This is a genomic window from Streptomyces sp. NBC_00984 (assembly GCF_045162475.1).
GTDB lineage: Bacteria > Actinomycetota > Actinomycetes > Streptomycetales > Streptomycetaceae > Streptomyces.
Window position 1 is genome coordinate 4,027,899 of sequence record NZ_CP108734.1, and the last position, 12,498, is coordinate 4,040,396.

9 protein-coding genes are annotated in these 12,498 nt (G+C 73.1%); 7 read left to right on the forward strand and 2 right to left on the reverse strand.

Going from position 1 to position 12,498, the window contains the following annotated elements; all coding sequences use genetic code 11:
• Positions 1 to 50: 50 nt before the first annotated feature.
• The 4 genes from OG520_RS17710 (at position 51) to OG520_RS17725 (ending at position 4,079) form a co-directional block, all read left to right on the forward strand.
• Positions 51 to 1,061, forward strand: coding sequence for a FecCD family ABC transporter permease (locus OG520_RS17710; protein ID WP_399331275.1), 1,011 nt, complete (start codon positions 51 to 53; stop codon positions 1,059 to 1,061).
• A complete protein-coding gene (locus OG520_RS17715) occupies positions 1,058 to 2,140 on the forward strand; it encodes a FecCD family ABC transporter permease (protein ID WP_406013806.1) in 1,083 nt (360 codons plus the stop codon). Before OG520_RS17710 ends, OG520_RS17715 begins: the two co-directional genes overlap by 4 nt.
• Positions 2,137 to 3,009, forward strand: coding sequence for an ABC transporter ATP-binding protein (locus tag OG520_RS17720; RefSeq protein ID WP_406013807.1), 873 nt, complete (start codon positions 2,137 to 2,139; stop codon positions 3,007 to 3,009). The genes OG520_RS17715 and OG520_RS17720 overlap by 4 nt, the downstream gene beginning before the upstream one ends.
• Before the next feature lie 74 nt (positions 3,010 to 3,083).
• Positions 3,084 to 4,079, forward strand: a complete 996-nt coding sequence (locus tag OG520_RS17725; RefSeq protein ID WP_406013808.1) for an ABC transporter substrate-binding protein — start codon at positions 3,084 to 3,086, stop codon at positions 4,077 to 4,079.
• 199 nt (positions 4,080 to 4,278) lie between these two features.
• Here the strand turns inward: OG520_RS17725 and OG520_RS17730 are convergent, their stop codons facing one another.
• Entirely contained in the window at positions 4,279 to 5,340 is a 1,062-nt protein-coding gene (locus OG520_RS17730) for a hypothetical protein (RefSeq protein ID WP_406013809.1), read from the reverse strand.
• Between the two features lie 85 nt (positions 5,341 to 5,425).
• Here OG520_RS17730 and OG520_RS17735 point away from each other — a divergent pair, with 85 nt between their 5' ends.
• Together OG520_RS17735 and OG520_RS17740 are read left to right on the forward strand one after the other, a co-directional pair.
• The gene (locus OG520_RS17735) at positions 5,426 to 7,885 is read left to right on the forward strand and encodes a helicase-associated domain-containing protein (protein ID WP_399331265.1); all 2,460 of its coding nucleotides are present in this window, start codon (positions 5,426 to 5,428) and stop codon (positions 7,883 to 7,885) included.
• A 129-nt stretch (positions 7,886 to 8,014) separates the two neighbouring features.
• On the forward strand, positions 8,015 to 9,658 hold the full coding sequence (locus tag OG520_RS17740) for a DNA repair helicase XPB (protein WP_406013810.1): 1,644 nt from the start codon (positions 8,015 to 8,017) through the stop codon (positions 9,656 to 9,658).
• 22 nt (positions 9,659 to 9,680) lie between these two features.
• Here OG520_RS17740 and OG520_RS17745 read toward each other — a convergent pair whose 3' ends face one another.
• The gene (locus tag OG520_RS17745; protein ID WP_406013811.1) at positions 9,681 to 9,875 is read right to left on the reverse strand and encodes a hypothetical protein; all 195 of its coding nucleotides are present in this window, start codon (positions 9,873 to 9,875) and stop codon (positions 9,681 to 9,683) included.
• A gap of 387 nt (positions 9,876 to 10,262) precedes the next feature.
• Here OG520_RS17745 and OG520_RS17750 point away from each other — a divergent pair, with 387 nt between their 5' ends.
• Complete coding sequence (locus tag OG520_RS17750; protein WP_406013812.1) at positions 10,263 to 12,428, forward strand: HelD family protein; 2,166 nt, start codon at positions 10,263 to 10,265, stop codon at positions 12,426 to 12,428.
• Positions 12,429 to 12,498: the final 70 nt, after the last annotated feature.

Sequence of the window (12,498 nt, forward strand, 5' to 3'; positions counted from 1 at the left end):
TACCTTCGCACTGTTCTCGCCACTTGTTCTTCGCCACTTGATTGGGTCCGATGTCAGCCGCCGCACCACGCCGCTCCAGACGCGCACTCGCGACGGCGGCGGCCGTCGCGGCGCTGCTCGTGGCGGTACTACTCAGCCTGGCCGTGGGGGCCCGTTCCATACCCCCGTCCGAAGTGTTCGACGTCCTGCTGCACGGCGGGCACTCCGACAACGCCGAAGTCATCCGGAACATGCGCGTGCCGCGCACCCTGATCGGCCTGATGGTCGGCGCCGCACTGGCCCTCGCGGGCACAGTGCTCCAGGGCATCACCCGTAACCCCATCGCCGACCCCGGCATCCTCGGCATCAGCCAGGGCGCCTCGGTGGGTGTGGTGCTGGCCATCGCGTTCGCCGGGATCCACACCCTGACGGGGTACGTATGGTTCGGCTTCGCGGGGGCGGCGGTCGCCTCCGTCGCCGTGTACGCGATCGCGTCGAGCGGGCGCGGGGGCGCCACCCCCGTGAAGCTCGCGCTGGGCGGCGCCGCCATCAACGCGCTGCTGGTGTCGGTGGTCTCGGCGGTGCTGACGACCAAGGCGTCCGCGCTGGACGAGTTCCGCTTCTGGCAGGTCGGCTCGATCGCCGGGCGCGAGGCCGAGGTGGCCCAGCAGATCTGGCCGTTCCTGCTGGTCGGAGCGGTGCTCGTGCTGTCCGTCGCCCGTGGGCTCGATGCGCTGGCGCTCGGCGAGGACGTCGCGAAGGGGCTCGGGCAGAACGTCGCGACGGTACGGATCGTCGGCGGCGTCGGGGCCACGGTGCTGACCGGGGTCGGTGTCGCGGCGGCCGGGCCGATCGCCTTCATCGGGCTCGCCGTCCCGCACATCGCCCGCGCGGTCGTCGGCTCCGACCACCGCTGGGTGCTGCCGATGGCGGCACTGATCGGGCCCGTGATGCTGCTCGTCGCCGATGTCATCGGCCGCATCGTCTTCCCGCCGAGCGAGGTCCCGGCGGGCGTGATGACGGCGCTGATCGGCGTTCCGTTCCTGGTCGCCCTGGTACGCCGGAAGGCGGTGCCCGCATGAGTGCCGAAGCTGCGGTCCGGGTACGGCCCGCCGGGTATCACGTCGTACGGATCGGGGCGCGGGGGCGGTTCCTGCTGCACCGGCGGGCGGCCCTCGTCGCCACCGTGCTCGCCGTGCTGCTGGCCGCCGTCTGTGTCGCGTACCTCTGCGTCGGCGAGAGCTTCGTCGCGCCCGGCGAGGTCGTGAAGGTGGTCCTGGGGCAGCCGTCCCCCGACGAACTGGTCGTCGGCACACTGCGGCTGCCGCGGATGACCGTGGGCCTGCTGGTCGGCGTGGCCTTCGGGATCGCCGGTGCGCTGATCCAGACGGTCGCCCGCAATCCGCTGGCCAGCCCCGACATCATCGGCATCAGCCAGGGCGCGAGCGCGCTCACGGTCGGCGCGATGACCTTCGGCATCACCTCGTACACCGTGCTGCCGTACCTCTCCGTCATCGGCGGGGTGGCCGCGGCGGCGCTCGTGTACGTCTTCGCCTGGCGCGGCGGGCTGCACGCCACCCGCTTCGTCCTCATCGGCATCGGCTTCGCCATCGCGCTGCGGTCGGTCACCACGCTGTTCCTGACGAAGGGCGACTACCTGGTCGCCCAGCAGGCGCAGATCTGGATGACCGGCTCGCTCAACGGCCGCGGCTGGTCCGAGGCCGCGCCGATCGGCTGGACGCTGCTGATCCTGCTGCCCGCCGTCCTGTGGGCGGCCCGCGCCCAGCGCACCGTCTCGATGGACGACGACACCGCGACCGCGCTCGGGGTGCGGCTGGGGCGGGTACGGCTGGGTCTTGTCGCGCTCGGAGTGATCCTGGCGTCCGTGGCGACCGGGACGGCCGGGCCGGTCGACTTCGTGGCGCTCCTCGCCCCGCAGATCGCCCGCCGGATGACCCGCACCGCACAGATCCCGCTGTTCTGCTCGGCGCTGCTCGGCGCGGTGATCGTGGTGTGCGCGGATCTGCTGGCGCGCAGGCTCTTCTCGCCCACCGAGCTGCCGGTGGGCGTTCTGACGGCGGCGGTCGGCGCCCCGTATCTGATCTGGCTGATCATCCGCGGTCAGGGCGGCGGTCGCGGCCGTAGTGGAGGCACAGCATGAGTTCGACCCCCAGGTCCGGCACCACGGCGACCGCGACCGCGACCGCGACGGCGACCGGCCGGCTCACCGCGCGGGAGCTGACGCTCGCGTACGAGGACCGCACCGTCGTCGACGCGCTGGACCTCGACGTGCCGGACGGCCGGGTCACGGTCATCGTCGGCCCGAACGCCTGCGGCAAGTCGACCACCCTGCGCGCGCTCGGACGGCTCCTCAAGCCGCGCGGCGGGGCCGTGCTCCTCGACGGCACCGAGCTGTCGAAGATCCCCACCAGGAAGATCGCCCAGTCGATCGGGCTGCTGCCGCAGACCCCGGTGGCCCCGGAGGCGATCACCGTCTCCGACCTCGTCGCCCGCGGGCGCCAGCCGCATCAGCACTGGTGGCAGCAGTGGTCGGAGGAGGACGAGCGGGCGGTGACGGACGCGATGGAGCGCACGGACATCACCGCGCTCGGCGACCGGTCCGTGGACGAGCTGTCCGGCGGCCAGCGCCAGCGGGTCTGGATCGCGATGGCGCTCGCCCAGGAGACCGATCTGCTGCTGCTCGACGAGCCGACCACGTACCTCGACATCGCGCACCAGGTGGAGGTCCTGGACCTGGTGCGCCGGCTCACCGCCCCGGCGGCGGACGGCACCCGCGGCCGGACCGTCGTCACCGTGCTCCACGATCTCAACCAGGCCGCCCGGTACGCGGACCACCTGGTCGCCATGAAGGCGGGCCGGATCGTCGCCGAGGGCCGCCCCGAGGACATCGTCACGGCCGATCTCGTACGCGAGGTCTTCGGCCTGGAAGCGGTGATCGTCCCGGACCCGGTGACCGGTTCGCCGCTCGTGGTGCCGGGCGCTCCCTGGCAGGCCGAACCGGCTTCGTGAGCCCGCGCCCCGCCCCCGGTCCCCCCGGCGCACCCTCGACCGACGACCACCCCCATCCCTACGAAAGGCACCCCATGGCCCCCTCCACCCGCCGCCGCGGCCTCGCTCTCGGCGCGCTCTCCCTGGTCGGCGCGCTCGCGCTCTCCGCCTGTGGATTCTCGGAGTCCGGCGGGAGCGCCAGCGGCTCCTCCGACTCCGGCTCCGACTCCGGAGACGCCAGGACCCACACCGTCAAGACGGCCATGGGTGACGTCAAGGTCCCCGTGCACCCCAAGCGCGTCGTGGTGCTCGACACCGGTGAGCTGGACTCCGCGCTCACCCTCGGCGTGCAGCCCGTCGGCGCGACGCACTCGGCGTCGGAGGACAGCTTCCCCTCCTACCTGCCCGCGAGCCGGACGAAGGGCATCAAGGAGGTCGGCGAGATCGCCAACCCCGACCTGGAGACCGTCGCCTCGCTGAAGCCGGACCTGATCCTCACCAGCAAGGTCCGTGACGGCGACCGCTACGAGCAGCTCCGGGCCATCGCCCCCACCGTGATGACGGAGTCCACCGGAAGCGCCTGGAAGGAGAACTTCCAGCTGCACGCGGAGGCGCTCGGCAAGCAGGCCGAGGCGAAGAAGGTCGTCGCCGACTACGACGCCCATGTCGCGAAGGTGACCGAGGCGATCGGCGGCAAGGAGAAGGCCGCCGCCACCGACGTCAACTTCGTCCGCTTCGTCGAGGGCGCCGACATCCGCATCTACGGCAAGCAGAACTACATCGGCTCGATCCTCACCGACCTCGGCGTGGGCCGCCCCGCCATCACCGACAAGGCCAAGGACGGCTTCTCGTACGACGTGTCGCCCGAGAAGATCGACCTCGCGGACGCGGATGTCGTCTTCACGTCGACGTACGGCGACCCGGCGAAGGCGGGGACGACCAAGACGATGAACAGCGGCCTGTGGAAGGGGCTGAAGGCGTCCAAGGACGGGAAGGTCTTCAAGGTCGACGACCGGCTGTGGATCGCGGGCATCGGCTACACCGCCGCGGGCAAGATCCTCGACGAGTTCCAGGCGAAGATGACCGGCTGACGTTCCGGGCGAGGATGACCGGCTGACGTTCCGGCGAAGATGACCGGCCGACGCTTCAGGGGCGAAGCCGACCGGCCGACCCTCCGGGCGAAGATGACCGGCTGACGTTCCGGCGAAGACGACCGGCCGACGCTTCAGGGGCGAAGCCGACCGGCCGACCCTCCGGGCCAAGCCCGACCGACCGGCCGGCGACCGGCCGTCACGAGCGTTGCCTCCGCGACCTCCACACCAGGTAGAGCGCGGAGGCGACAGCCGCCCCCCGCACCACCCACGGCCACATCTGGCCGATCGCGTCGCCCATCTGCCCGGTCCCGATGGGCTCGCCCCACCGGCCGTCGCTCCTGCCCCACAGCCAGACCAGGGCGCCCGCCGCGACCATGCCCGGCAGCCCCATCGCGGCCCACTTCGCCTCCGCTCGGGACATGGTGCGCGAGCTGTACGCGAGGAGCCAGCCGCCCGCCAGGGCCAGCCAGGAACCCGTCACGGCGCCGGTCACCAGCAGTACGGCGGCGAGCAGCAGCAGCGGGTGGGAGATCCCGCGCCCGCCCGCCCCGTCCTCGCGCGGCGCACGGCGGCGGAGCCGCGGAAGCCGGAGGCGTCGCGGCGCCGCCTCCTCTTCCTCCTCGGCACCGGTGTCCTCACCGGGCTCCTCGTCCAGCGGCTCGTCGGCCGCCGCGCGCGGGCGCGGCACCGCGTCCCGGGGCGGCGGCCTCATCATGTCCGGGATCTCGACACCGCCGACGAACCCCGGCACATCGACCCCGTCGCCGAACGGCCCCGGCTCGATCCGCCACCAGTCGGGCTCGCTGCCCGACGGCCCCAGCTCGTCCGTACCGGCCATGTGCGGCGGCGAGGGCACCCGGCCGGCCGCCGCTTCCGGCGTGCCGGAGCCGGACTCCTCCGGCTGCGACGCGCCCTTGCCGGAACTGTCTTTCCGGAGCATCCCCTTGCGCGGACGGGGGATGCCGCGCCCCTCCCCCGGTGCGGCTTCCGCCCGCTCGGGCCGCTCCGGCAGCTCCACCGTGCCGTCGCCCGACGTGACCGCGGCGGCCACCAGTTCGTCCGGTGTGCCGAGCCTTCCGATGATGCGGCGGACCGCCGCCGGGCTGTCCCCGGACTGCTTTCCGCGCTGCCGGTCGATCTCGCCCCGGAGCGTCGACACCAGCCTCATCCGGGCGGCCGAGGACAGCTGTTGCTGTTGTGCCAGGTCCCCCACCCGGCTCAGATAGTCGTAGACCAGCTGGTCGCTCTCGATCCCCACGCGATCGTTCCCCTCTACCGCCCTGCACCGACGGTAGCGCCCTCAGAGCCTGTCGGGCCTGTCCGGAGCGACTACCGTGGGACGGATGGGGATGACCACACCACCGCGGACGCTCGCCGAAGCGCTCCGCGCCCGGGACGACGAGTCGTTGGCCGGGCTGCTGCGCGCCCGCCCCGACCTCCTCAACCCGGTGCCGGGCGACATCACCCAGCTCGCGACGAGGGCCGGCACCCGCGCCTCCGTCGTACGCGCGCTGGAGCACCTCGACAAGTTCGCCCTGCAGACCGCCGAGGCGCTCGCGGTGGCCGCCGATCCCGCCCCGTACGAGACGCTGCTCGGGCTGCTCACCGGCGACGGCCGGGACGACGGCGAGCACCGTGACGACGCAGGCGCGGCGATCGTGGACGCGCTGCCCGGTGCCCTGGCCACGCTGCGCGAACAGGCCCTCGTCTGGGGCGAGGACGACCGGCTGCGGCTGGTGCGCACGGCGCGCGAGATCCTCGCGCCGTCCCCGCAGCACGCCTCCCCCACCGGTCTCGGGCCGACCGTCGCCGAGGCGACCTCCGGCATGTCCCCGGGCCGCCTTCAGGAGATCCTGGCCGCCGCCGGACTGCCCGCCACGCACGACCCGGTCTCCGCCGTGGCCTCCCTGTCCGCGCTCTTCACCGACCGGGCCAGGATGGGCGAGCTGCTGGACACCGCCCCGGCCGAGGCCCTGTCCGTACTGGACCGGCTGGTGTGGGGGCCGCCGTACGGGGAAGTGACCCCGAACCCCACCCCGCCCGTGAAGTGGCTGCGCGACCACGGGCTGCTGCTGCCCGTGTCGACGCGCACCGTGGTGCTGCCCCGCGAGGCCGCCCTGCATCTGCGGGCCGGGCGCGCCCATCGCGTACCGGAACCCCGGCCGCCCGCCGTGGAGGCGGTCGCCAACCGCAATCCACAGGCTGTGGACAGCGCCGCGGCCGGTCAGGCGTTCCTGGCCGTGAACACCGTCGAGGAGCTGCTGAAGAGCTGGAACGGCGGCGGCCCCGCGATACTGCGGGCCGGCGGACTGAGCGTCCGCGAGCTGAAGAAGACCGCCGCCGCCCTGGAGGTCCCCGAGCAGGTCGCCGCGTTCTGGGTCGAACTCTCCTACGCCGCCGGGCTGCTGGCCTCCGACGGGGAGGCCGACGAACGCTACGCGCCGACCCCCGCGTACGACGACTGGGCCGAACTCCCCGCGCAGGAACGCTGGGCGGCCCTCGCCACCACCTGGCTCGCCGTCACCCGCACCTCCGGGCTGGTCGGCGGCCAGGACGCCAAGGGCCGGGCCCTGTCCGCCCTGGGCCCCGAACTCGACCGCTCCGCCGCCCCGGAGGTGCGCCACCGGGTCCTGGCCCTGCTCGCCGCCCTGGAGCCCGGCACCGCCCCCGACCCGGAGACCGTCCTCGCCCGGCTGCGCTGGGAACGTCCCCTGCGCGGCGCCTCCGCCTCCCCCGGGGACACCACCGATCTGCGGTCCCGGATCGCCCTGTGGACGCTCAACGAGTCCGAGCTCCTCGGCATCACCGGCCGCGGCGCGCTCGCCACGCACACCCGCGCCCTGCTCGACACCGGGCCGGCCGAGGCCGCCGCGCTGCTCGCGCCGCTCATCCCGGAGCCGCTGGACCACGTCCTGCTCCAGGCCGACCTCACGGCCGTCGCCCCCGGACCGCTGGAACGCCCCCTGGCGGACATGCTCTCCGCCCTCGCGGACATCGAGTCGAAGGGCGGTGCGACGGTCTACCGCTTCACCCCCGGCTCGGTACGCCGTGCCCTGGACGCCGGGCAGTCCGCGGCCGACCTGCACGCCTTCCTCGCGGCCCACAGCCGTACGCCCGTCCCGCAGCCGCTCAGCTACCTCATCGACGACATCGCCCGCCGCCACGGCCATCTGCGGATCGGCGCCGCCTCCTCGTACGTGCGCTGCGACGACGAGGCCGTGCTGAACGAGATCCTCGCCGACAAGCGCTCGGCCACCCTTCGCCTGCGCCGCCTCGCGCCGACGGTCCTGGCCGCGCAGGTCGACCCGGCGTCACTGCTCGAAGGGCTGCGCGAGATGGGCTACGCCCCGGCCGCCGAGTCCGCCGAGGGCGATGTCCTGATCACCCGCGCGGGCGCCCGCCGCACCCCGCCCCGCACGGCCCCCGTCCCCGTGCCCGAGGGCCCTCCGCTGCCGGACGCCACGCTGCTCGGCGCGGCGGTACGGGCGATCCGCGCCGGGGAAACGGCCGCCACGGTGGTCCGCAAGGACACCCCGGAGGCCCCTGCGGCAACGCCCGGCGCCCTGCCCCGTACGACCTCCGCCGAGACCCTGGCCACCGTCCAGGCCGCCGCGATGACCGGCTCGGCGCTCTGGATCGGCTACGTGAACGCGGACGGCGCCGCCAGCCAGCGCGTCATCGCCCCGGTCCGGGTCGAGGGCGGCTTCGTCACGGCGTACGACCACACGGCGGACGAGGTCCGCACGTACCCGCTGCACCGCATCACCGGCGTCGCCGAACTGGCCGACGACGCCACGGCGTGAGCCGGCCCCGCGGCCCCGCCCCGTCCCGGCCCCCGTGCCCGACAACACACGCGCCATGACCGCCGGATGCGGCACACTGGACGTTTGGCCGCATGCCGTGGCCGCACCCCGCAGAAAGGGCCGACGTACGTGACCGGACCCCTCATCGTCCAGAGCGACAAGACACTGCTCCTCGAAGTCGACCACGACCAGGCCGACGCCTGCCGTCGGGCCATCGCGCCCTTCGCGGAGCTGGAGCGCGCCCCCGAGCACATCCACACCTACCGGCTGACCCCGCTCGGGCTGTGGAACGCGCGCGCCGCCGGGCACGACGCCGAGCAGGTCGTCGACGCGCTCGTGCAGTACTCGCGCTATCCCGTTCCGCACGCGCTGCTCGTCGACATCGCCGAGACGATGGCCAGGTACGGCCGCCTCACCCTCTCCAAGCATCCGGTGCACGGTCTGGTGCTGACCTCCACCGACCGGCCCGTGCTGGAGGAGATCCTCCGGTCGAAGAAGGTGCAGCCGCTGGTCGGGGCGCGGATCGACCCGGACACCGTGGCCGTGCACCCGTCCGAGCGCGGGCAGATCAAGCAGACGCTGCTGAAGCTGGGCTGGCCCGCCGAGGACCTCGCCGGTTACGTCGACGGCGAGGCGCACTCCATCGAGCTGGCCGAGGACGGCTGGGCGCTGCGGCCGTACCAGAAGCAGGCCGTCGAGGGGTTCTGGCACGGCGGCTCGGGTGTCGTCGTACTGCCCTGTGGCGCGGGGAAGACGCTGGTCGGGGCCGGTGCCATGGCCGAGGCCAAGGCGACCACGCTGATCCTGGTGACGAACACCGTCTCGGCCCGGCAGTGGAAGCACGAGCTGGTGAAGCGGACTTCGCTGACCGAGGACGAGATCGGCGAGTACAGCGGTACGCGCAAGGAGATCCGGCCGGTCACCATCGCCACTTACCAGGTGCTGACGACCCGCCGCAAGGGCGTCTATCCGCACCTGGAGCTGTTCGACTCCCGCGACTGGGGGCTGGTGATCTACGACGAGGTGCACCTGCTGCCCGCGCCCGTCTTCAAGTTCACCGCCGACCTCCAGGCCCGGCGGCGCCTGGGCCTCACCGCGACGCTGGTGCGTGAGGACGGCCGCGAGTCGGATGTCTTCTCGCTGATCGGGCCCAAGCGGTTCGACGCCCCGTGGAAGGAGATCGAGGCGCAGGGCTACATCGCGCCGGCCGACTGTGTCGAGGTGCGGGTCAATCTGACGGACTCGGAGCGGCTGGCGTACGCGACCGCCGAGGCCGAGGAGAAGTACCGGTTCTGCGCGACGACCGCGACGAAGCGGAAGGTGACGGAGGCGCTGGTGCGCAAGCACCGCGGCGAGCAGACCCTGGTCATCGGGCAGTACATCGACCAGCTCGACGAGCTGGGTGAGCATCTGAACGCCCCGGTGATCAAGGGCGAGACGAGCAACGCCCAGCGCGAGAAGCTCTTCGACGCGTTCCGGGAGGGCGAACTCAAGGTCCTGGTGGTCTCGAAGGTCGCGAACTTCTCCATCGACCTGCCGGAGGCGACCGTCGCCATTCAGGTCTCGGGGACGTTCGGCTCGCGCCAGGAGGAGGCGCAGCGGCTCGGCCGGGTGCTGCGGCCGAAGGCGGACGGGCACGAGGCGCGGTTCTACTCGGTGGTCGCACGCGACACGATCGACCAGGACTTCGCGGCGCACCGCCAGCGGTTCCTGGCCGAGCAGGGGTACGCGTACCGGATCGTGGACGCGGACGAGCTGCTGACCGACAGCTGACCGGCGGCCGACCGGCGCGTGTTCAGTGGGCGTGGTGGCGGCGGACGCCCGCCTCCTCCGCGTACTCGCCGAGCACGACCACGCCGAACGCGGCACGGGCGAAGACCTTGACGGCGTGGACCGCGTCGCCGACCCAGTGGGTGTGGTGGTGACCGGTGGCCGCGGTCGCGCCGTGCGCGGGGCCGGTCCTGCGGGGGTTCAGGCTGACTGTGCTCATGTGTTCCATGGTCCTGCGCCCGGCCCGTGCGGGCATCGGCCCGGGGGCGGAATCCGGCGGTGGTGCGGGTAGGTCTGCGGTCGCATGCCGTCCCCTACGGGATGGACCCGGAATTAATCCGCTCGCCCCGGACGAACGTGGTCGATACAATCGCCGGTCTGCCCGCCTCCCGCACCGTGGTACCGGCAGCCCGAGGGCTTTTCGCCCCAGGGCGCGCGCCGGCAGCCGGGGGAGCGCCGCCGACCGGACGGAAACCGGCCGACAGCCGTACGCGCACCTGCTGCGCGTACCCGTGATCGATCCCCGAGCGGACCGCATCGCCCCCGAGCACCGGCCGGGGACGAGCTGCGGTCCGCCGTCCTGCGTTGAAAAGCCGGAGGCAACACCGTGCCCGCGCACGAACACGAAAGCGACACCACCACCGATCCCCTGGCTCGCGAACGCGCCCATCTCACCGCGTCCCGCTCCGCCCTGCGGGCCATGCGTGAGGACGCCCAGGCCCTGGACATCCGCGATGTCACCGCGAACTGGGTCAACGCGGCCGTCCTGCAGGCCCAGATCGACGAGCGCATCAAGTCGCTCGCCGATCTCGCCCACACCCCGCTCTTCTTCGGGCGCCTGGACTATCTGCACCGGGTCGGTGCCGAGCAGGCCGAGGGCGCGGAGGGCGAGCAGTTCTACATCGGACGCCGCCATGTCCACGATGCCGACGGCGACCCGATGGTCATCGACTGGCGCGCGCCCGTCTCGCAGCCGTTCTACCGGGCGTCCAGGAAGGACCCGCAGGACGTGGGTCAGCGCCGCCGCTTCGGCTACACCGGCGGTGAACTGACCGCGTACGAGGACGAGCACCTCACCGACCCCGCCGAGGCCGAGCAGACCAGCAAGCTCCTCCAGGCGGAGATCGAGCGCCCGCGCGTCGGCCCGATGCGGGACATCGTCGCGACGATCCAGCCCGAGCAGGACGAGATCGTCCGTAGCGAGCTCGGCGGGACGGTCTGCGTGCAGGGTGGGCCCGGTACCGGTAAGACGGCCGTCGGCCTGCACCGGGTCGCGTATCTGCTGTACGCGCACCGCGAGCGGCTGGCCCGCACCGGCACGCTGGTCATCGGGCCGAACCGGTCCTTCCTCCAGTACATCGAGCAGGTGCTGCCCGCCCTCGGTGAGCTGGCGGTGAAGCAGGCGACCGTCGACGACCTGGTGACGGCCGGCATCGAGGTGCGCGGCTCGGACGCGGCGGACGCCGCCGTCGTCAAGGGCGACGCCCGGATGGCCCAGGTGCTGCGGCGGGCGATCCGTTCGCATGTGACGCTCCCGACGGAGCCGGTCGTGGTGGTGCGCGGTTCGCGGCGCTGGCGGGTGCCCGCGTACGAGCTGGCGGAGATGGTCACCGAGCTGCTGGCCCGCGACATGCGGTACGGGGCCGCCCACGAAGCGCTTCCGCAGCGCATCGCGCACTCCGTCCTGGTCCGGATGGAGGAGGCGGGCGAGGCGCCCGACGACCGGGTGCAGAACGCGGTGGCCCGCACCCCCGCGGTGAAGGCGGCCGTGAAGGCGATCTGGCCGGCCGTCGACCCGGCGAAGCTGGTGCTGCGGCTGCTCATCGACGCGGAGTTCCTGGCCGCCCACGCGGAGGGGCTGCTCAGCGAGGACGAGCAGAAGACGATCCTGTGGACGAAGCCCGCCCGGAGCGTGAAGTCGGCGAAGTGGTCGGCGGCGGACGCGGTGCTGATCGACGAGGCGAACGATCTGGTGGCGCGTACGCACTCGCTCGGCCATGTGGTGCTCGACGAGGCGCAGGACCTGTCCCCCATGCAGTACCGGGCGGTGGGCCGGCGCTGCACGACCGGTTCGGCGACGGTCCTCGGCGACCTCGCGCAGGGCACGACGCCGTGGTCGACGGAGAGCTGGGCGCAGGCGCTGCACCATCTCGGCAAGTCGGACGCGGTGGTGGAGGAGCTGACGGCGGGCTTCCGTGTGCCGCGCGAGGTGATCGCGTACGCCTCCCGGCTGCTGCCGGTGATCTCGCCGGGCCTCGCGGCGGTGGAGTCGGTGCGTGAGTCGCCGGGTTCGCTGGAGGTGCGGGAGGCGGCCGGTCCGGCGGAGCTGGACGCGGCGGTGCTGGCGGCGTGCGAGGAGTCGCTGACGCGGGAGGGTTCGATCGGCCTGATCGCGGCCGACGCGCGGATCCCCGCGCTGACGGAGGCCCTGATGGCGGCGGGGCACGCGTACCTCTCCCCCGGTGAGGAGACGACCGCCGAGTCCCGTCTGACCCTGGTCCCGGCGTCACTGGCGAAGGGCCTGGAGTACGACTACGTGGTACTGGACGAGCCGGCCGCGGTGGTCGACGGCGAACCGGACGAACGCACGGGCCTGCGCCGGTTGTATGTGGCGCTGACGCGTGCGGTGTCGGGATTGACGGTGGTCCACGCGACGCCCCTGCCGGAGGAACTGGCACCGCGCGCCGACTCCAGCCCCTCCGGCGGACACCCCAGCCCCTCCGGCGTACATCCCAGCCCCTCCGGCGGACACCCCAGCCCCTCCGGCGTTTGAGGAGCGGGGGTCCGGGGGCGGAGCCCCCGGTTACGGGAAGGGGCGGGTAGGGGAACAGGCCCGCCGCAGG